Genomic DNA, 20,319 nt, shown 5'->3' on the forward strand with positions numbered 1-20,319 from the left:
CTTCGTCAACACTGATGTTGCCGTCGCCTACGGTCGTCAAGTCGATTGTCGGTATAACCATATCAATTGAGTATGTTTTGTCGGTGCTAGAACTAAACTCATTCCCAACCCAATCTTGTCCGGTAACAGTAGCTGTCACTGAATTATCAGCTACAAGATCACTGCCCTGAACATCTACACTCCATGTTTTATCACTTTGGACAACAGTCAGATAAGTCACACCATTTACTACGACTGATACCTGGTCACCAGTATCCGCATCTCTTCCAACAGTACCTTTAACTGAAACGGTACTTTCGCTTTCACTTTGATTGATAACATTGTCGTCAGTGATGGATTCAATAAAGATCGTTCCTCTAGCAGCTAAATCAACTAGATAGAACTCTGTCGAAGTAGCCGAGCCAACATTTCCAGCTTCATTTACTACATCTACCTTCGCATCGACGATGTTATCGCTATCGGAGTTTAGGTCAGACCCATTGACGTCAATGCTATATTTCCCGTCGATTACTTGGCCTGTATACACAACGCCATTGATGGTCAGTGTTACTGTTCCAGAAACGTAATCCTCACCAGTAATAGAACCTGTAATCGTAACCGTCCCTTGAGCTTCAGTTGCGTTAATGACTGAGTCTTCAGTAATCGGATCAATATCTATGTTTACATTAACCGGAGTCGAGTCATAAATATGAGTAGAAGTTCCTGAGCTTGAAACACTGTTTCCTGCGCTATCGGTTGAACTAACAGAAACAGTGAACTCGGTGTCTTCTGCTAGGTCCTCACCATTAACACTTAGTTCCCAAATACCATTCTCTTTTACAACACTAGTATATGTCGCTCCATTGATGACAGCAGTTACGACGTCGTTAGGTTGTATGTCTCCACCGGTAGCAGTACCTGTAACAAAAATTGTTTGCTCTTTTTCAGTCTCAGTAACAACATCATCTGATGTAATGCTATCTACGATCACATTTCCTGATTCTGCCTGTGTATCAAGAGTGAACGTCAGCGTTGAGCTGCCTGAGGTATTACCCGCTGCGTCGGTTTGACGAACGGTGATCGTGTTGTCACCTTCCGTTGGTACTGGAGCCGTTGTCGTCCAGTTTCCGTCAACAAGGTATTCGACTGTCGCACCGTCTTCGGTGCCGCCGACTGTGAAGCTGCCGTCGTTGGTTAAGAAGTCATCCGCTGCTGAGCCAGAGTCCGTATCCATTGTCAGTATTGGCGCATCTGGCGCTGTTGTGTCTAGAGTGAACGTCAGCTCGCTGCTGCCTGATGTATTTCCCGCTGCGTCGGTTTGACGAACGGTAATCGTGTTGTCGCCTTCCGTTGGCACGGGTGCGGTTGTCGTCCAGTTTCCGTCAACGAGGTATTCGACTGTCGCACCCTCTTCGGTGCCGCCGACTGTGAAGCTGCTGTCGTTGGTTAAGAAGTCATCCGCCGCTGAGCCAGAGTCGGTATCCAATGTCAGTGTTGGCGCATCTGGCGCTGTGGTATCAAGAGTGAACGTCAGCGTTGAGCTGCCTGAGGTATTACCCGCAGCGTCGGTTTGACGAACGGTGATCGTGTTGTCACCTTCCGTTGGTACTGGAGCCGTTGTCGTCCAGTTTCCGTCAACAAGGTATTCGACTGTCGCGCCATCTTCGGTGCCATCGACTGTGAAGCTGCCGTCGTTGGTTAAGAAGTCATCCGCTGCTGAGCCAGAGTCCGTATCCAGTGTCAGTGTTGGCGCATCTGGCGCTGTTGTGTCACCGATGGTCTCGCTGTCTGTGCCTTGGCTACCAGATTGCTCAATCGAGCGGAAAGCATCTAGCAGACTCAAGCTTTGAGTTCGAGACATGCCTAGCGCTTCAAAACCCGTAGTGATGAACTCAGTACCAGGGATTGTTTCTTCGCCATCACGCTCAATAGTTCCGCTAGTCCCTAAACTCGAGCCATTTTGACCGGCAGCTGTCGCAAACTCTTCACCGAGTTCAGCTGGGTCTTGGCCTTCTTCTAATGCAGCAAAAATATCAGCGATATCTTGGTCAAGTTCGATCTCCCCAGCTTCGGGTGAAAAACGCTTCGCTGATACTTCCGGAGTATTAGGGGCATTTAGGGATTCAAGAATGACATCCCCCGCTTGCAATGGCTGGCCGTCTTCTAGGACTTTAATTGTACCATCTACCGAAACAACAATGCGTTGACCAAGTGCCAATGCACCGCTCGCATTCAATACTGTCATGTCCATATAAACCCCTAAAACTCATTTTTCAATCAAAACGTCAAAATAGTGACATTGTATTTATAATATTAGGTAAAATATAACACCTAACACCATATAATTCATAGTTATGAATGCATATTTTAACAAGGTCGTATACACCATGATGACAATGGTCACACTCATCAATACTTAAAGCGCTCTTAAATTTGATATAAGTTATTGTGCTAACGAAAAATAATTGACATATTAATAGGTGTTCTAAGTGCATTAAAACATCACAATACGCACAGTGATCGGTTAACAAATTTACAACCATTTGCGAGCGCCAGTTGTAGCGATCGTAATTTTTTTGGCGGTTCATCTGAATTTTGTATATCATCGTGCAAAATTAAGACTCAGGTGTGACTCATTTTGGAGAGATGCAAATTGAATAGGATTCAAACGACGACCTTAGGGCTAGCTATAGCAATGACCTTTCCAGCTGCGGCACAAACTCTTGAGCAAGCCGTCGCTTTTACGTTGGAAAGCAATCCTGAAATTAAAAGTGCTTATAATGAGTACGTAAGTAAACGTTACGTTAACGATGCTTCTGGCGGTGCTTATCGTCCAAGTATAGATCTAGATGGTGGGATTGGTTATGAGCATACCGATCTAGTGACCAATACAAATTCAACAGATCTGACGCGTAAAGAAGCGACGATTACTTTGACTCAGTTAATTTGGGATGGAGCAAATACTTCCAACGATATTGATCGTACTGCGGCTGATGCGGAATCAGTGCGTTATCAATTGATATCTAATGCTCAAGATATCGCATTAGAAGTGACCAAGGTTTATCTCGATGCGGTAAAAGCTTATGAAGTGCTTTCACTCTCTGAAAACAACCTCGCAACCCACAAAAAAATATACAGTGATATTCGCAAGCGTGTTGAGTCAGGTATTGGCTCAACGGCAGATATGTCACAGGTAGAAGCACGTATTGCTAAAGCGCACGGTAATTTACTTGCGGCGCAAAACAACCTTTTTGACACTCATACACAATTCAAAAGGCTTGTGGGTCAATCTCCGCTAGGGTTAACCTTCCCTCGCGCAGATGCAGGCGCTATCCCTTACACGGTTGATGGCGCACTAGCAAAAGCGTTTAATCAGCACCCAGTAATTAAGATTGCACAAGCCGATGTTGACTCAGCGAAATTTCAATACAAGCAATCTAAGAGCACCAACTACCCAACGGTTTCTTTTGAAGCCGCTCAAACCTGGCGCGATGATGCCGGTGGCACTCCAGGCAGCAGCGACGAGTTTTCTGCGATGGTTCGTTTAAGATACAACCTTTACAACGGCGGCGCTGATCAAGACCGCGCTGAAAGTGCTGCTTACCAATTAAATAAGGCCAAAGATCTGCGTGAAAGTACATATCGTAATGTAGAAGAGAGCCTACGCTTGTCATGGAGCGCACTTGATTTAACCGTACAACAGAAAGAGTTCTTATCAGATCACGTAGACTCAGCATCAGATACGGTTATCTCTTACGAGAAGCAATACCGCATCGGTAAACGAACACTTCTCGATTTACTTAACACTGAAAATGAGCTCTTTGAAGCTCGTAAAGGCTATTTAGATGCCAAGTACGATGAACAATATGCTAAATACCGGGTCATGAACGCAACCGGTAATTTACTGACAGGTTTACGTGTCGATATCCCCCAAGAATGGAATGAAAAGGTAGAATATTAATGAAGCTGCTAAAAGCTGTATTTCCACTCTGTCTATTGGTTGCTTCTGCCAACATTTTAGCTGAAACAAACGATGAAGAGTTCGAGTATCGAGCGCTCCCAGAGAGCGTACAAAGTTACGATCTAGAAGACGACGACAATGATGGTGTTATCAACGCCCGTGATTTATGTGTTGATACACAGATTGGCGCTGAAATCGATAATGACGGCTGCGGCTCTTATTTCGAGTCAACGGAACAGAAAGAACTTCACATCTTATTTGCCAACAATTCAACAGAAATCAATCCTGTTTTTCTTGGCCAAATTCGTCAAATGGCCGCGTTTTTAAAGCGGTATGAAAGCACAACCATTCGTCTACAAGGCTACGCGAGTAAAGTCGGAAACGCGGCTCACAACTTAGACTTATCGAAAGAACGAGCATCAAATGTAAGGCGAGCCCTAATAAGTAATGGTATACAACCATCTAGAGTGACAATCGTTGGCTACGGGGATACCGTTTCTAATGAAGAGGGAACCAAAATCAACCATGCGCTCAATAGAAAAGTTGTCGCTTCTGTCGCCGGATTCAAAGGCAACATCAAAGAAGAATGGCATATTTTTACAAAAATTGGAAAGTAACCACTCTTAGTTATGCCTCATCTGAAACGTTATCTTTAGGTAGCGTTTCAGTACGCTTATAATTCCTTAAATAGCATATACCTAAGCCGTCTATAATGTTAATCTTGTCACGTTATCAACATAGAGAATTAATCCATGAGCAAACTAACCGCTGATACTCAAGCAAATCTAGAACTTTTCGTTTCTGAAACACAAGAAACTAAACTTGTATGGGGCCTTCGTAACGAAGAAGGTTGGCTAGCATGTGACTCAAGTGAATTCGAAAGCAGCGAAGTGATGCCATTTTGGTCTTCAAAAGAAGATGCTCAGACTCACAACGTTGAAGAGTGGGCTGATTTTGAAGTATTAGAAATCCCACTAGATATCTTTGTAGAAGACTGGCTACTGACTCTTGCTGAAGACGGCGTTCTTGTTGGTACTAACTGGAATGCAACATTAGAAGGCAAAGAACTTGAGCCTTCTGACCTAGCGAAATTATACATCTAATTTCCGATATCGGTCGCACGATTCGCGCGACCGATATACCTCTGATTAGTATCAATAAATTAGAGACCTACCTCGCATAACCACGTAGTCGCACCATTCAAAATTTGAAGCAACATCAAACTAATAATAGAATATCGTTCTTTATCTGATTGATCGTCTCTTGTGAATCACTTCGTTTTTGTTACCTTTCTACTATTCATTAGCTTTTGTTCTTATAGCCAAGTATCAACATCAGATCGTGACCACAATTCACCAGTCTATACCTCCAATCTAAGCTCTACTCCAAATGCTGATTGGAACGCGCTTTATCTCTCTACTTTAAACCACTCTCCTGAGCGCGCATTAAACATGCTGCAAACACGCTACATCGGCTCAACGGTTTATGGAGATAAGCTTTACCTTGCGTCTCTTCTGTATCAATACATGAGCCACCGAGATCAGCCGTTCTACGGAATCGCTTCAAACGACAATGACTACCAAGCGATAGAAACAGCGTTTATTTCTGCTCTGAGGAAAGACGGCAAAGGCCAATATGAACAAGCACAACAAGGCTTTCTAACACTTTTGGCGAAAATGCAATCTCGCAGTGATTTAACTGGTAAAGCCTTACTAAAGTACCAGCTATGCCGATCGCTTAACGAGCAAGCTAAATACCATCAAGCGAACTATTACTGCTCTGCCCTTCAGTCAGATTTACATGACATCGCTGACCCTGTATTACCAAAATTCGGGACTTATCGAGTCATCGCGAACAATCATCATTTCCGCAGTGACTATCAAGCTGCACTAGACACCTACCTATCACTAATAAACGTGTTTCCACAAGGGCATGATATTTCAGGGGTTTACAACGATGTGGGTAACTTGCTCAAAGAATTAAAGCAATATGAAAAATCGGCGGAGTATCTAGAGCAAGCTCTCATTCTCAGAGTAAACGCTTCAGATTTAATGAAAGCACAAGTGCATCACAGCCTTGCGGATCTCTACCTTAACCAAGAGCAAAGTGAACTAGCAATTCACCACTTTCAGACAGCAAGAACACTGCTGAGCTCAACGTCGCATAGCTACGGTATTGCACTCACAAGTCTTGGCTTAGGAAAAGCGTACACTCAAACGAAAAACTATGATGTGGCGAGAACCTACCTAATTGAGTCTCTTTCAGCTTCGAGCGAACTGAGCAATGATGTCATTCGCATCAATGCTTACTTGGCAATCAGCGATATGTTCGAAGAACAGAAATTGCCAACGGAAGCACTCAACTATGCTCAACAAGCGCTAGAATTAGCTGAACAAGTCACAAGGCATAAATACATCGCGCAGTCACTTCTTCAGCTTTCTGATATTCATCAATCACTCAGCGATTACCAACAAGCTTTCTATTTCTACCAGCGATACTCGTCAATACAAATGGAAGCTAGAGATATCGACAATCGACTCGCACTCGAAGCGCTCGGCCTGACGCACGCCAAATATGAACAAGAACTAGAAAGCTCTTTACTGACACATCAGACGAAACTCGACCGCGTTCAAATTGAAAAAATGGAACATCAAAGATGGATGTACAACATCGTTGTTATTCTGTTGCTTTGCGCTGCAAGCTTCACGGTATTGATAAACAAAACGGTTCGCGCAAAAGCAGCAATTGATGGCTTAACGAAAGCATATAGCCGAACTGAGATAATTCGAAGAATCAAAAGAGTGAAACGCTGTAAAGGGACGGACAAACAGCATGTGCTCGTGCTGCTCGATCTAGATAAGTTTAAGAAGATTAATGATGAGCATGGGCACCCTACTGGTGATCGGGCACTGGTCCATATTAGTGATCAAATTAGAAAACACTTAGTGAATGGTGAATTGTTTGGTCGCTTAGGGGGTGAAGAATTTGTCATCATGTTAACCGATACCCCACCAGCAGAGGTACGAGAACGCGTTGAAGAGTTGCACTACGCCATTTCAAGCACTGTCTTTTTATCAGAAAGCAAAAAGTCACTTAATGTGACCGCGAGTTTTGCTTATCTAGCAACCTCAAACGCATTAAGTGACTTTGATGACTTGTATTCAGTGCTCGACCAAGCACTCTATCAAGCCAAAAGCAACGGCCGAAACTGCATTATTGATGCATATAACGAACCGATTGATTTACCTGAAATTATTTATTCTCAGCCTGTTTGCGAACCAACTCAGCCATGATGCTTTCGCGATCACCGAGGTAATCGTTAAGGCCAACTTTACGCAGTTCACATGCCGGACAATCGCCACAGCCATCACCAACAATGCCGTTGTAACAAGTCAGTGTTTTGTTTCTAACAAGTTCAAGTGCTGAGTACTGGTCTGCTAGCGCCCATGTCTCAGCCTTGTTTAACCACATTAGCGGTGTTTTGATATCAAGCTGCTTGTCCATACCTTGTACAAGTGCAGAGTTCATCGCCTTCACAAAGTCATTACGACAATCAGGGTAACCAGAAAAGTCTGTTTCACACACACCTGTAATCACGGTTTCAGCACCGATTTGGTAAGCGTAAATACCCGCTAGAGTCAGAAATAGAATATTACGACCAGGAACGAATGAATTCGGCAGCCCATTCTCTTGCAGCTCATGAGACACAGGAATATCGTCACGAGTCAAAGAGCTGATAGCCAGTTCATTCAACAGAGTCACATCCATCACTTTGTGCGCTTTCACACCAAGCTCTTTCGACAATGACTCAGCAACTTCAATCTCGAGTCTATGGCGCTGACCATAATCAAACGTAATCGCATGAACTTCATCATACTCTTTTAATGCTTGAACAAGACACGTTGTTGAGTCTTGACCACCACTGAATACTACCACTGCTTTTTTCATCTTAAATCCTTACGAGAACCTTCTACTAGCGACTTATCTTGCCCAGTAAAAATACAACCTATGCGATGCTCAAATATTTGTGAGTTTGTATTGATAAGCGCCAATTGCGCTCAATGCAGGTATCAATACAAAGCTGAGTAGCGCGGTCTTTTTGGCTGATTGGTTGCAGAGCGATAACAGTGTCGTTAGGAACTGCTGCTCGCTCCAATAAACCGTCAAGTTGTTCGATGTCTTTGCTTGTACCTACTGGATGCTTAATTTCGTTAGCACGTTGTAAAGCGCTATCTAAAATTTCCAGTTTCGCTTTCATCGCCACCTTCGGTGACACCGTAACCCAAGTATTAAATGTGGCTTTAACTTCTGATGTTCCGCTAGTCTCAATCTGACAGCGACAACCGTGCTGCTCAAATGCTTCAGTAAGAGGAACAAGATCATAAATGCATGGCTCACCACCAGTAATCACAATGTGCTTAGCAGTGTAACCTTGCTTGATATATTCATTCACGATTCCTTGAGCATCGATTGCTGACCAAGTAGGTGAATCTTCTGTCTTAACCATAATATCGCCAAGGCTGGTTTCCTCTTCTGGCAACGCTTCCCAGGTCTGCTTGGTATCACACCAAGAACAGCCCACTGGGCAAATTTGCAGACGAACAAAAACAGCGGGAACGCCAGTAAACACGCCCTCACCCTGAATGGTTTCAAACATTTCATTAATCTTGTACAACTTTCCCTCAGCTCAATCATTTGATGAAATTAATCAACCGCAGACCTTAAAGCACTTCCCCCTTTTGGTCAAACAAATGAGTACTGATAAATGAGTTGATCAAAGCCCTAGCCTGAACTTTCAAGTTCCCTTATCCTTTCGCCCATAGATTTCGTTAGCTTTTAATTTTTTAGTAAGGAACAACATGTACAAACTGATTGCTCTTGATATGGATGGCACACTACTCAACAGTGAAAAAGTGATTTCTCAAGAGAACAAAGACGCAATCGCCAAAGCACGAGCTGCAGGTGTGAAAGTAGTTCTCGCTTCTGGTCGCCCTTTAGAAGGCATGCAAAGCAAATTAGATGAGCTTTCGATTGACGGCGAAGATGACTTTGTACTCTTCTACAACGGCTCTATGGTTCAGAACGTATCGACAAAAGAGATCATTCACAGTGAGATCAGCAACGGTAAAGCCGCAAAAGAGATTGCTGCCCTCGCTGAACAGCTTGGTGGTTATGTCCATGCTTTCAGCAAGATCCACGGCTTAATCACACCTGAGAACAATGAGTACACTGGTATTGAAGCGCGTATTAATTGCTTAGATATAACCGAGTTCGACTTTTCTCAACTAGAAGATGACCACGAAATCATCAAAACTATGATTGTCGCTGAACCAAGCAAGCTGACTGAAATCATCGGTAAGTTGCCACAAGAGCTTAAGACTCAGTTTACTATCGTACAAAGTGCACCATTCTTCTTAGAGTTCCTAAACCCGAAATCAAACAAGGGTGTCGGTATTGAAGCGATAGCGAAACACTTAGGCATTAAAGCGGAAGAAGTCATCTGCATGGGTGATGCTGAAAACGATCACCATATGCTTGAATACGCAGGCCTTGGCATTGCAATGGAAAACGCAATGGAAGAAACCAAGAAACTGGCGGATCACATCACAGCTAGCAACGACGACCATGGTGTAGCGGTCGCGATTGAGAAGTTTATCTTCAACTCATAAACGCTCAACAGGTTCTAATAAGAATTACTTTTTGCTTGTTTCAGAAATGACAAAGGCTGTGCACTGCACAGCCTTTTTGATTTTGTGTTAGTCGAGTCGCTTACTCTCTTTTCCATGGCAGACGAAATGCCACCACACCAAACAGAATCAATATTGGGAAACGTAACGTTTCAATAATAAATGAAGCAATACCACTGAAAGAGACAAAGCTTCCAGCCCAGCTAATCAGCAGATTTCCCGCTAACAGCATCGCCATCACTCCAAGAACGATCTTGAATGAGAACTGACCAACTAAAGGTTTCGAGTCTGTTAACGTCACTAGGCATGCAATCGTCATCAAAATCGCCACCCAGAATGAGAATGTTGGCAGTGGCCATATCACCGTGAGAACAATCGACAGTAAACACAATGCCCACCAAACACCTTTAGAACTCAACAAAGCGCTAATATCAACATCCGGTTTCGCGTCTAATCTCACGATATGCCACGTCGTTAACGCGCCTAATACACCACCCATTAATACATCACTAAAGAACGCACTGCCTGAATAAGACTTAAATAGCATGATCCACAGCAGGCCAGCGAGCACTACCAGAATGGCTTTTTGCTCCAAGAGGCGCTTTAGTTTCCAAAAGACTAACAAGGTTAAACTAACCCATAAAGCAGCCAACAGACTTGGAAAACTATACCCACTGCTCATCACCAGTTTCAATGTTGGCAAGTAAGCGTGTGGACGTGGAAAACCAAAACCTTGGTGCGCGATTAAAGTAAGCAATGTCACCGAGATCAAAGTGAAGCCAAACTTCAACGCGAAGTTACGGCCAAAATACCAAGCAATTAACGGCAATATCACAATGAAAACCCATGGCTTCGCCAACAAGTCAGTCAAAAGCACAGTATTCGCAAACACGCTTGGCATCTTATCGAACGCGTTTTGAAGCGACACAATCCAATTTAATTCAACTTGATGGACTTTGGGTGCTGCGCCCACCAGCTCAGTCACATACGTCACCGGTTGGTCTGTCGCGGATAGAAAGAATTCGTTAATCTCAGACCACTGTTCTGGATAGCGGTATTGGTGATCTTGTAATTCAGTAGGAGGAAGTAACATCGCTCGGCTGACTTCCACGCCGTAATGAGGCGCAAACCAAATCGGCAGCTCAAAGCCACCTAACTCATTTCGAGCCTTGTAACTGATCACTTCCGAGTCAGAAATACAATCAAACACAACGGCACTGTCGGTATAACCCAGTACATCACCGACCGTTACCGACAAGCCTGCCTCTTCCCACGTTTCACGTTGCGCCGCGACTGCTGGCGGCTCACCTGAAACAACAGTGCCTCCCGGTAGAGACAATTGACCTGTGATCAACTCATCAACCAACACGATTTGGTTATCAGCCCGTACTACACATAAGGCGCCCGCGATATGATCGGGCAAAGTGTTGTTTGCCCAAGCGGAAGTAGTACTCAAAAGAGACAGTATGAAAACTAATAGATATCGAATAACCAACGAGTTTACCTAAAAATAATAGAAGAAATTTAAGACTGCTGTTGCAGTTGAACTATTGTAATCAAAGCCACACAAAATCGCTGTCTACGTTTTGTGCAAAGCCTTCCTCATCCATTGAATGTGAGGTGTGAACCCCATTTTTTGATAGAAGTCCTTGGCAGGTGAGTTAAAGTCCCAAACTTCTACAAAGACTTGTTCAACCCCATAATCATCAAAAGTACTTTCAACTTTGTTAAACAACTTTTCAGCAATTGATTCTTTTCGATAATCAGGCAAGACAAACAGCTCATCGACACTACCCATCGGCACTGGTTTGCTGACCGTTGAGATAAGCTCACAAAAATGCCCAGAGATAAAGCCAACAATGAGCTCACCTTTTAATGCCACATAAACCAAACATTCAGGATCATCCAAGTATCGTGCAATGCTTTTTTCCTGCTCAATCTCTTCTGCCGTTTTAAAGTGCTCTGGACTAGCAAGGTGGTGGTGGTGGTGGAGATCGAACATTAACTCGTTAAGTTGTTCCAAATCCGCGTGCTTTGCGGCCCTTAAGGTGACATTCATGACTATTGCGCTTCTCAAACCAAATTAATATCTAAACTGAGTCTAGTTTACTTGGCGTGAGTATCTATACAAGTTATTGAATTAATTCATTGTTTGAAGTGTGTATTTTAGATACAAAAACGGCCACATTACGTGGCCATTCTGTTTGAATGATTTTGAATTAAACGAATATCGAAGCTATGGTTTTTGCTGTGGCTTTTGCTGTAGCTTCAGCTTTATGCACCGTTATCTTCTTTCTCTTCTTTGAGATCAGCAAGCTGTTGTTCTAGTTCAATAAGCTTAATTTCCGCCTCTACTTCCGCAACTCGCTTTTCTGCATCAGTGCGATTGTCTTGCGCTAGACCATCAGCAGTAACTTGGGTTCGTTGTGCGTTTCTTGCATCGTCCGTATCTTTCATTGAACCCGCAACACCACCGGTCACACCACCTAATGCAGCGCCCTTAACGGCTAAACTCGCATCTCCAGTTAGAGCGCCGGCTGTTGCTCCTAATAAAGCACCACCTACCGCACCACGATTACGTGCGGCATTCTCATTTTCGTTATCCATTGCTGGTGATGCGCAACCAGAAAGAGTCACAATCAGTGTCGCTAAAAGAAAAGGTTTAGTGAATTTCATAGGAGTCTCGCTTAGTTCTTCGTTTTGAGTAGAACCATCTTAAGCAGAGCCGTTAATGAGATAAATAAAGCCACGTTTAGACGATACATCATGTTCAGCTATGTATTATTCAGCCATCGCATAACTGATTAATGATATATAGCTTTGAGCTCGCTTTATCCTCACCAACAAAAAAGGCGACCAATAAGGTCGCCTCAATCGCGCTTTCTCTATAATTCTTGCCTTTCACATATCTCTTAGCCTTTAGACCAAAAGTTTTGCATGTTTGCTACGCTAGGTGGTGGCCTAACACCACAATCTCGATAATGATTTTTATCGCCGATCCCCAGTATCTTGCCATTTTCGTCATCAATCATAGCCGCAACTTTAACACCGTCTCCCACATGGCGAGTTAACACGACAATTTCACCAGCTCTTTCAGACCTTACTGCGCCTAATATTTGATATTCGTAGCGGCCTTTCCTTGAATTAACGATCATCTTCGAGTTAATAGGGTCGGCTTCATATCCCACACCAATATCAAAAACCGCTTGATAGAGATCGACGCCAGTCTTTGATACACATTTAAATACCTTGGGATGACTCAAAGGTTCTAACAACGCTCTACTCGCTTCATCCTTTGAAATACTGGCACTAGCAGCACCACTGACCAATAAAGCAATCAACAAAAAGTAAGCTCGCATAAAAAGACCTCAATATGTGGGATTCATAATGAGGTCATAGTAAACGCAATGGATAAGCGGATGAATAAAGTAGAGTTTAGGTAAACCATCACGCCGGATTATGTATAAATCAACAAGCCGAAGGTGAGATTACCTAAACTGCGACGTCTATTTGCCGAGCTTTTCAGCAATTTCAGTTAAGCTGGTAGGGTCGTCAATAGTTGAAGGCACCACATATTGTTCACCTTCTGCGATCTGCCGGATCGTTCTACGTAAGATCTTACCTGAGCGTGTCTTAGGTAACCTCTCAACAACCAAGGCTTGCTTAAAACAAGCTACCGCGCCGATCTCATTACGAACCTTGCCAACCAATTCCCTTTGCAACTCAATGCCATCGACTTTTACGCCATCTTTTAACACAACTAGACCTAAAGGAAGTTGTCCTTTCAAGTCATCGTGAATCCCGACTACCGCACATTCTGCAATGGCTGGGTGACCACCCACGATCTCTTCCATTTCTCCAGTCGACAGACGGTGTCCCGCTACGTTTATCACATCGTCGATACGACCCATAATAAATAGATACCCATCTTCATCGAGATAGCCACCGTCCCCAGAAACATAATAGCCTGGGAATTGGCTCAGATAGCCAGATTCAAATCGATCATGATTACGCCAAACCGTTGGCAGACAACCGGGTGGTAGTGGACGTTTGAGTGCAACAAAGCCTTGCTGATTAGGCTGTGCCGTTTCACCCAATTCATTAAGAATCTCGACTTGGTAACCGGGCACAGGCTTAGTTGAAGAACCTGCTTTCACTGGCAAAGATTCCAGCCCTGTCGGATTGGCAGAAATAGCCCAACCCGTTTCGGTTTGCCACCAGTGGTCAATAACCGGTTTATTGGTATGAGACTCAACCCAATCCAATGTTGGCGGGTCCAAACGCTCTCCCGCCATAAAAATCGACTTGAGCGATGATAAGTCATACTTGGTGAGTAACTCGCCTTCAGGATCTTCTTTCTTGATAGCTCTAAATGCCGTTGGCGCAGAAAATAACACATCGACGTTGTACTCTTCACACACACGCCAGAATGCCCCCGGATCTGGCGTTCTAACTGGCTTTCCTTCAAACAAGATGGTTGTGCAACCATGAATCAATGGCGCATACACAATATAGGAATGCCCCACTACCCAGCCGACATCAGAAGCCGCCCAAAACACACCATATTGCGGCATATCGTAGATAGTGCTCATCGAGTATTTCATCGCGACCGCATGACCACCATTATCGCGCACCACGCCTTTTGGCTTACCCGTCGTCCCTGATGTATACAAGATATATAGTGGGTCAGTCGCTAGAACAGGCACACATACGTGAGGCAAAGCATCCTCAACAGCTTGCTGCCAAAGTACATCGCGTTCGTTGTTCAACTCGGCTAGAGACTGCTCTCTTTGGAATACCACCACTTTCTCAGGCTTCCAGCGGCTGTCCATGATCGCCCTGTCGACCATCGGCTTATATGGCAGGACTTTATTTATCTCGACACCGCAGGAGGCAGTAATCAACACCTTGGGCTCGGCATCTTCAATTCGAACGGCAAGCTCATGAGGAGCAAAACCACCAAACACCACCGAATGCACCGCGCCTAGTCGTGCACAGGCCAACATTGCCATCGCCGCTTCAGGAATCATTGGCATGTAGATCACCACACGATCACCTTTGGTAACGCCTTGCGTGGCTAACATACCAGCGACTTTAGCCACTTGGTTACGCAATTGATTGTAAGTGTACGAGGATTGAGTTCCTGTAACTGGAGAGTCGTAAATCAGTGCGGTATTGTCACCTCGCCCATTTTCACAATGATAATCCAGCGCGAGCCAGCAGGTGTTCATCACCCCATCAGGAAACCAACGCTCAATTCCGTTATCGTCAGTTTGTAATATCGTTTTTGGTGGTTCAAACCAATCTATCGCTTGTGATTGTGTTTCCCAAAACGAATTTGGGTCTTCCCTCGCCCATTGATACTCGGTGATGTAATCTGTTTTTCTAGTCATTCGATTCGTAGCAGACATAGTGCCTCCTCCATGATTTATCCATTAGTCCAAGCGACTAGCTTTTAACAGTTTCACTTGGGTGCACTCTTTTCTCAGCGTTGTATTCGTGAACATTTAACCGTTCACGACAATCGCTTTACTTGGGAAAAGGCACACGAATGGCACCTTCCATGATCACTCGGGCACTACGACTCATAATCGCCCTCTCTATTTTCCACCCACTTTCGGCCTGCAGCGCTTTCGCACCTACCTTTAAGGTTCCTGACGGGTGTCCAAAGGTCACGAAATCACGACTTCCCTCACCGGCTGCCAAGTTCACTAAGGTGCCCGGAACACTGGCCGCTGAAGCAATAGCAACCGCAGCCGTACCCATCATGGCATGGTGCAGTTGCCCCATAGACAAAGCACGCACCAGAAGGTCTGTATCTTCGACAGCAACCGATTTACCACTGGAAGCTTGGTACGCTTGAGGCTTAGCAACAAACGCGACTTTAGGTGTATGTTGACGTGATTCAGCTTGTTCTAAAGAATCAATAAGACCCATTGCTACTGCACCATGTGCTCGTATGGATTCAAACAGAGCCAAGGCTTTGGTATCACTATTGATATCTGATTGAAGTTCAGTGCCTTGGTAGCCAACCGATTCAGCATCAACAAAAATGGTGGGTATCCCAGCATTAATGTATGTCGCTTTGATGCAACCCAGATCGGGAACATCTAAAAAATCGACAACATTCCCTGTTGGGAACATAGAGCCACTCGCATCGGCGGGGTCTAGGAAATCAACTTGGATCTCAGCGGCGGGGAAAGTCACACCGTCGAGTTCAAAATCACCTAACTCTTGAACTTCGCCACCAGCGATAGGTACATGAACAATAATGGTTTTCTCTATGTTCACTTGCCATACTCGCACCTCGACCACACCGTTTTCTGGAATACGATTCGAGTCGACTAGGCCACTATGAATAGCAAATGGGCCCACTGCAGCAGACAGATTGCCGCAGTTACCACTCCAGTCCACAAACGGCTTATCAATGGCAACTTGGCCGAATAGGTAGTCAACATCGTGATCGGCTTTACTACTTTTCGAAACAATCACGGTTTTACTGGTACTGGATGTTGCACCACCCATACCATCGGTTTGTTTGCCATAAGGATCTGGACTACCAATCACGCGCAGAAGTAATGCGTCTCGAGCTTCTCCGGCAACTTGCGCAGCTTCAGGTAAGTCACTTAAGTTGAAAAAAACGCCTTTGCTTGTTCCGCCCCGCATGTAGGTAGCAGGTACTTTTATCTGTTTGATGTTCATAACTAGCTCCTACTGTGAAAGAAAGTCTTTGGCAAAACGCTGCAACACACCACCAGCGCTATACACATTCACTTCATCTGCGGTATCTAATCGACAGGTTACTGGCACATCAAGCTTTTCACCGCTTTTACGAGTGATCACTAAAGCCAAGTCTGAACCTGCTTCAATGTCGCCGTACACGTCGTAAAGCTCGGTACCGTCCAATTCTAAGGTATTGCGATTGGTCCCCGCTTTGAATTGCAGAGGCAACACGCCCATGCCAACCAAGTTGGTTCTGTGAATTCGTTCAAACCCTTCAGCAACAATCACTTCAACACCCGCTAAACGCACACCTTTGGCTGCCCAGTCCCGTGAAGAGCCTTGCCCATAGTCTGCGCCAGCAACGACAATCAAAGGTTGCTTGCGATTCATGTAGGTTTCTATCGCTTCCCACATTCGCGTAACTTGACCTTCAGGTTCAACTCTTGCTAATGAACCTTGCACGACTTCTCCAGCGTCCTTCACCATTTCGTTAAACAGCTTAGGGTTGGCGAATGTTGCTCGTTGCGCGGTTAAGTGATCGCCTCGATGGGTCGCGTAAGAGTTAAAGTCCTCTTCCGGCACTTCCATTTTGGTGAGGTATTCCCCCGCAGCGCTCGAAGCGAGAATCGCATTTGAAGGGGATAAGTGATCTGTGGTGATGTTGTCACCCAAAATCGCTAAAGGTCTCATACCAGATAGGCTTCGCTCTCCCGCCAGAGCTCCTTCCCAATAAGGTGGTCTGCGAATATAGGTACTTTGAGGTCGCCAGTCATAAAGCGGTTCAGTCGTCACCTGTTCCTCGTCTGGCTGGAACATTTTCACGTAGATTTGTTGGAATTGCTGAGGCTTAACGTGCTCACCGACAACGGCATCGATCTCGGCATCACTCGGCCATAAATCACTTAAGTAGATTGGCTTACCATTGTTGTCGGTGCCTAAGCTGTCTTTCTCGATATCAAAGCGAATCGTGCCAGCCAACGCGTAAGCAACCACCAATGGCGGTGAGGCTAAAAACGCTTGTTTGGCATAAGGATGGATTCGACCATCAAAGTTTCGATTCCCCGATAACACAGCGGTAGAGTACAGGTCGCGGTCGATGATCTCTTGTTGGATAGCAGGATCTAGGGCTCCGCTCATACCATTACAGGTAGTACACGCATAGCCGACGATACCGAAGCCTAGCTTTTCCAGCTCAGGTAGCAAACCTGCCGACTCAAGATAGAGCTTGGCAACTTTAGAGCCCGGCGCAAATGATGTTTTCACCCACGGCTTACGAACTAATCCAAGTTGATTGGCTTTCTTAGCCACCAATGCCGCGGCGACCACGTTTCTTGGATTACTGGTGTTAGTACAAGAAGTAATTGCCGCAATGATTACGGCACCATCGGGCATCTGATCATCGCTGTACTGCTTAGCATGCTGCTCTTTCCAAGATGCTTGACTGATACCTTGTTCAGCCAGCTCTCTGGTTGGCAAACGGCGATGAGGATTTGAAGGCCCCGCAAGGTTACGCTCAACTTTAGACAAATCAAACTCAAGCACACGTTCGTATTGAGCGGAATCTAAGTCATCAGCCCAAAGTCCGTTTTGCTTGGCATAGCGTTCGACTAGTTCAACCTGCTCAGGCTCACGGCCAGTGAGTTTTAGGTATTGAATGGTCTGTTCATCGATATAGAACATACCCGCAGTCGCGCCGTATTCTGGCGTCATGTTAGATATAGTCGCACGGTCACCAATGGTCAGTGCACGCGCGCCTTCACCGAAGAATTCCAAATAGCTTGAAACCACTCTCTCATTGCGAAGGAACTCCGTTATTGCGAGCACAATATCCGTTGCGGTTATCCCTTCTTGTCGTTGACCAGTCAGTTTAACGCCCACAATATCAGGCAAACGCATCATTGACGGGCGACCGAGCATCACTGTCTCAGCTTCCAAGCCGCCCACACCGATCGCAATAACGCCCAGCGCATCTACGTGCGGTGTATGGCTGTCTGTGCCGACACAAGTATCCGGAAACGCGATGCCTTCTTTAGATTGAATGACTGGAGACATTTTTTCCAAGTTAATCTGGTGCATGATCCCGTTACCTGCGGGAATCACACTCACGTTTTTAAAAGCGGTTTTACACCATTCGATAAAGTGAAAACGGTCTTCGTTTCTTCGCTCTTCAATCGCTCGGTTTTTATCAAAGGCTTCGCTATCAAAACCTGCATGTTCCACGGCTAAAGAGTGATCAACAATCAGTTGAGTTTCGACCACTGGATTAACCTTGGCAGGGTCTCCACCTTGGTCAGCAATCGCATCTCGTAAGCCAGCTAAATCTACTAAAGCGGTTTGACCCAAAATGTCATGACACACGACACGTGCTGGATACCAAGGAAAATCTAAGTCGCTCTTACGCTCGATGATCTGTTTTAAGCTATCTTCAAGTGCAGCTGGATCACAACGTCTTACCAATTGTTCCGCCAGCACTCTCGACGTATAAGGCAAGGTTTTATAGCTGCTCGGAGATATCGCATCTACCGCTTCACGAGCGTCGAAATATTCTAAATGGGTACCGGGTAAAGGCTTACGGTACTGCTTTGGTTCAAATTTCACATCAGACATACATCCACCATTATCTGTTAAATTCTATTCGTTGGTTCTCGAGGTCTTATCACATGAAGATAAAAGTCACCTCGAGATATAAGTCGGCTCGATATAGAGAACTAACGTAAATGGATTGGCAGCCAGTCTTGATGCTCTGGCCCGGTGTAGTCTGCACTTGGGCGAATGATGCGATTATTTTCTCTTTGCTCGAACACGTGTGCTGTCCAGCCTGTAAGGCGACTCATCACAAAGATTGGCGTGAACAGTTTGGTTGGGATGTCCATGAAGTGATAGGCAGAGGCATGGAAGAAATCCGCATTACAGAACAAGCCTTTCTCACGCTTCATGACTGCTTCAACACGCTCTGAAACGGCGTAAAGCTGTTCATCTCCCACCTCTTGAGCAAGCTCTTTTGACCAACGCTTGATTAAGGCATTTCGAGGATCGCTTTCACGATAAATAGCATGACCGAAGCCCATTATTTTGTCTTTGTTAGCAAGCATCTGCATGATGTTAGTTTCTGCTTCATCAGCGGATTTCCAATCTTGGATCATTTCCATTGCCGCTTCATTCGCACCGCCATGTAAAGGACCTCTTAGTGTGCCAATTGCTGCTGTAACGCACGAATGAATATCTGACAGTGTTGATGCACAGACACGGGCAGCAAAAGTAGATGCGTTAAACTCATGCTCTGCGTAAAGCGTTAGCGAACAGTGCATTACCTGCTTATGCAGTTCACTCGGCGCTTTATCTGTTAGCATTTTCAAGAAGTAGCCACCCAGACAGGCTTCACTTTGATCTTCAGTATCAATTCGCACGCCATCATGGCTAAAGCGGTACCAATAACAAATAATGGCAGGAAAAAGCGCGAGCATTCGTTCAGTCGCAGGCAGTTGCTCGGAGAAGTCAGACTCTTGCTCTAGATTACCTAGCATTGAACAGCCCGTTCTCATCACATCCATTGGATGAGCGTCTGCAGGAATAAGCTCCAACAATGCTTTCAAAGGTTGAGGTAAACCACGTAAACCAACCAACAATGTTTTGTAATCGTCTAGCTCTTTTTCATTGGGCAAATGGCCTCTTAATAGCAGATGTGCCACTTCTTCAAACTGAGCGTGGTTAGCAAGATCGGTAATGTCATAGCCACGGTAAGTTAAACCCGTTCCTGATTTTCCTACCGTACATAGCGCAGTCGACCCTGCACTTTGACCACGTAGACCAGCACCACCGATTGCCGGTGCGCTGGCTGGTTTGTTTGCTGTTTTTTCACTTTTTTGCTCTACTTTTGAAGCATTTTCGACAGCGGCTTTATCACTCAAAGATACAGACATGGTGAACTCCTTTTCTGTGTTAGCCGCCTGCACTCTTTGGTGCTGCCTA

Annotated in this window: 16 protein-coding genes; 5 read left to right on the forward strand and 11 right to left on the reverse strand. The window is 45.1% G+C overall.

Annotated elements, in window-relative coordinates; translation table 11 throughout:
• Nucleotides 1-2,230 (reverse strand): Ig-like domain-containing protein (locus A6D97_RS00505; RefSeq protein WP_139074282.1); only part of this gene is annotated, 2,230 nt, incomplete at its 3' end.
• A gap of 444 nt (nucleotides 2,231-2,674) precedes the next feature.
• Here A6D97_RS00505 and A6D97_RS00510 point away from each other — a divergent pair.
• The 4 genes from A6D97_RS00510 to A6D97_RS00525 all read left to right on the forward strand — a co-directional run bounded on the left by A6D97_RS00510 (nucleotide 2,675) and on the right by A6D97_RS00525 (nucleotide 7,233).
• Nucleotides 2,675-3,940, forward strand: a complete 1,266-nt coding sequence (locus A6D97_RS00510) for a TolC family outer membrane protein (protein WP_065583587.1) — start codon at nucleotides 2,675-2,677, stop codon at nucleotides 3,938-3,940.
• Nucleotides 3,940-4,557, forward strand: a complete 618-nt coding sequence (locus A6D97_RS00515; protein ID WP_010438560.1) for an OmpA family protein — start codon at nucleotides 3,940-3,942, stop codon at nucleotides 4,555-4,557. The genes A6D97_RS00510 and A6D97_RS00515 overlap by 1 nt, the downstream gene beginning before the upstream one ends.
• A 135-nt stretch (nucleotides 4,558-4,692) precedes the next feature.
• Nucleotides 4,693-5,043: a DUF2750 domain-containing protein gene (locus tag A6D97_RS00520; RefSeq protein ID WP_010438559.1), complete on the forward strand. Its 351-nt coding sequence runs from the start codon at nucleotides 4,693-4,695 to the stop codon at nucleotides 5,041-5,043.
• Between the two features lie 162 nt (nucleotides 5,044-5,205).
• Nucleotides 5,206-7,233: a diguanylate cyclase gene (locus A6D97_RS00525; protein WP_065583588.1), complete on the forward strand. Its 2,028-nt coding sequence runs from the start codon at nucleotides 5,206-5,208 to the stop codon at nucleotides 7,231-7,233.
• Here the strand turns inward: A6D97_RS00525 and queC are convergent.
• Both queC and queE read right to left on the reverse strand, forming a co-directional pair.
• Nucleotides 7,193-7,888, reverse strand: a complete 696-nt coding sequence (gene queC, locus A6D97_RS00530; protein ID WP_017063822.1) for a 7-cyano-7-deazaguanine synthase QueC — start codon at nucleotides 7,886-7,888, stop codon at nucleotides 7,193-7,195. The two genes, A6D97_RS00525 and queC, sit on opposite strands and share 41 nt — an antisense overlap.
• Nucleotides 7,889-7,946: 58 nt before the next feature.
• Entirely contained in the window at nucleotides 7,947-8,615 is a 669-nt protein-coding gene (gene queE / locus A6D97_RS00535; RefSeq protein WP_346393663.1) for a 7-carboxy-7-deazaguanine synthase QueE, read from the reverse strand.
• 184 nt (nucleotides 8,616-8,799) lie between these two features.
• Between queE and A6D97_RS00540 the strand changes: the two genes are divergently transcribed.
• Complete coding sequence (locus A6D97_RS00540) at nucleotides 8,800-9,609, forward strand: Cof-type HAD-IIB family hydrolase (protein ID WP_017062301.1); 810 nt, start codon at nucleotides 8,800-8,802, stop codon at nucleotides 9,607-9,609.
• Between the two features lie 100 nt (nucleotides 9,610-9,709).
• Here A6D97_RS00540 and A6D97_RS00545 read toward each other — a convergent pair whose 3' ends face one another.
• From A6D97_RS00545 to prpC, 8 genes are all read right to left on the reverse strand, one after another.
• Entirely contained in the window at nucleotides 9,710-11,122 is a 1,413-nt protein-coding gene (locus A6D97_RS00545; protein ID WP_065583590.1) for a phosphatase PAP2 family protein, read from the reverse strand.
• 84 nt (nucleotides 11,123-11,206) lie between these two features.
• Nucleotides 11,207-11,686 (reverse strand): GNAT family N-acetyltransferase, encoded by a 480-nt coding sequence (locus A6D97_RS00550; RefSeq protein WP_009846623.1) that lies wholly within the window; start codon nucleotides 11,684-11,686, stop codon nucleotides 11,207-11,209.
• Between the two features lie 215 nt (nucleotides 11,687-11,901).
• Nucleotides 11,902-12,303, reverse strand: a complete 402-nt coding sequence (locus A6D97_RS00555) for a glycine zipper domain-containing protein (RefSeq protein WP_017062298.1) — start codon at nucleotides 12,301-12,303, stop codon at nucleotides 11,902-11,904.
• A gap of 236 nt (nucleotides 12,304-12,539) precedes the next feature.
• Complete coding sequence (locus tag A6D97_RS00560) at nucleotides 12,540-12,986, reverse strand: hypothetical protein (protein ID WP_050648228.1); 447 nt, start codon at nucleotides 12,984-12,986, stop codon at nucleotides 12,540-12,542.
• A gap of 147 nt (nucleotides 12,987-13,133) precedes the next feature.
• A complete protein-coding gene (locus tag A6D97_RS00565; RefSeq protein WP_065583591.1) occupies nucleotides 13,134-15,038 on the reverse strand; it encodes a propionyl-CoA synthetase in 1,905 nt (634 codons plus the stop codon).
• 118 nt (nucleotides 15,039-15,156) lie between these two features.
• Nucleotides 15,157-16,329 carry a 2-methylaconitate cis-trans isomerase PrpF gene (prpF, locus tag A6D97_RS00570; protein ID WP_017062295.1) on the reverse strand — a complete coding sequence of 391 codons (1,173 nt, stop codon included), beginning with the start codon at nucleotides 16,327-16,329 and terminating at the stop codon, nucleotides 15,157-15,159.
• A 9-nt stretch (nucleotides 16,330-16,338) separates the two neighbouring features.
• Nucleotides 16,339-18,957, reverse strand: coding sequence for a Fe/S-dependent 2-methylisocitrate dehydratase AcnD (gene acnD / locus A6D97_RS00575; protein ID WP_065583592.1), 2,619 nt, complete (start codon nucleotides 18,955-18,957; stop codon nucleotides 16,339-16,341).
• A 101-nt stretch (nucleotides 18,958-19,058) separates the two neighbouring features.
• Nucleotides 19,059-20,270 carry a 2-methylcitrate synthase gene (gene prpC / locus A6D97_RS00580; RefSeq protein WP_065583593.1) on the reverse strand — a complete coding sequence of 404 codons (1,212 nt, stop codon included), beginning with the start codon at nucleotides 20,268-20,270 and terminating at the stop codon, nucleotides 19,059-19,061.
• Between the last annotated feature and the right edge of the window lie 49 nt (nucleotides 20,271-20,319).

The sequence above is a fragment of the Vibrio sp. ZF57 genome (assembly GCF_001691235.1).
In the GTDB taxonomy this organism is placed as follows: domain Bacteria; phylum Pseudomonadota; class Gammaproteobacteria; order Enterobacterales; family Vibrionaceae; genus Vibrio; species Vibrio crassostreae_C.

What these genes read in the sequence shown, in the direction of transcription:
- A6D97_RS00510 (WP_065583587.1), top strand. Translation starts at nt 2,675, where the DNA reads ATGACCTTTCCAGCTGCGGCACAAACTCTTGAGCAAGCCGTCGCTTTT.
- A6D97_RS00515 (WP_010438560.1), top strand. Translation starts at nt 3,940, where the DNA reads ATGAAGCTGCTAAAAGCTGTATTTCCACTCTGTCTATTGGTTGCTTCT.
- A6D97_RS00520 (WP_010438559.1), top strand. Translation starts at nt 4,693, where the DNA reads ATGAGCAAACTAACCGCTGATACTCAAGCAAATCTAGAACTTTTCGTT.
- queC (WP_017063822.1), bottom strand. Translation starts at nt 7,888, where the DNA reads ATGAAAAAAGCAGTGGTAGTATTCAGTGGTGGTCAAGACTCAACAACG.
- A6D97_RS00540 (WP_017062301.1), top strand. Translation starts at nt 8,800, where the DNA reads ATGTACAAACTGATTGCTCTTGATATGGATGGCACACTACTCAACAGT.
- A6D97_RS00550 (WP_009846623.1), bottom strand. Translation starts at nt 11,686, where the DNA reads ATGAATGTCACCTTAAGGGCCGCAAAGCACGCGGATTTGGAACAACTT.
- A6D97_RS00555 (WP_017062298.1), bottom strand. Translation starts at nt 12,303, where the DNA reads ATGAAATTCACTAAACCTTTTCTTTTAGCGACACTGATTGTGACTCTT.
- A6D97_RS00560 (WP_050648228.1), bottom strand. Translation starts at nt 12,986, where the DNA reads ATGCGAGCTTACTTTTTGTTGATTGCTTTATTGGTCAGTGGTGCTGCT.
- A6D97_RS00565 (WP_065583591.1), bottom strand. Translation starts at nt 15,038, where the DNA reads ATGTCTGCTACGAATCGAATGACTAGAAAAACAGATTACATCACCGAG.
- prpF (WP_017062295.1), bottom strand. Translation starts at nt 16,329, where the DNA reads ATGAACATCAAACAGATAAAAGTACCTGCTACCTACATGCGGGGCGGA.
- acnD (WP_065583592.1), bottom strand. Translation starts at nt 18,957, where the DNA reads ATGTCTGATGTGAAATTTGAACCAAAGCAGTACCGTAAGCCTTTACCC.
- prpC (WP_065583593.1), bottom strand. Translation starts at nt 20,270, where the DNA reads ATGTCTGTATCTTTGAGTGATAAAGCCGCTGTCGAAAATGCTTCAAAA.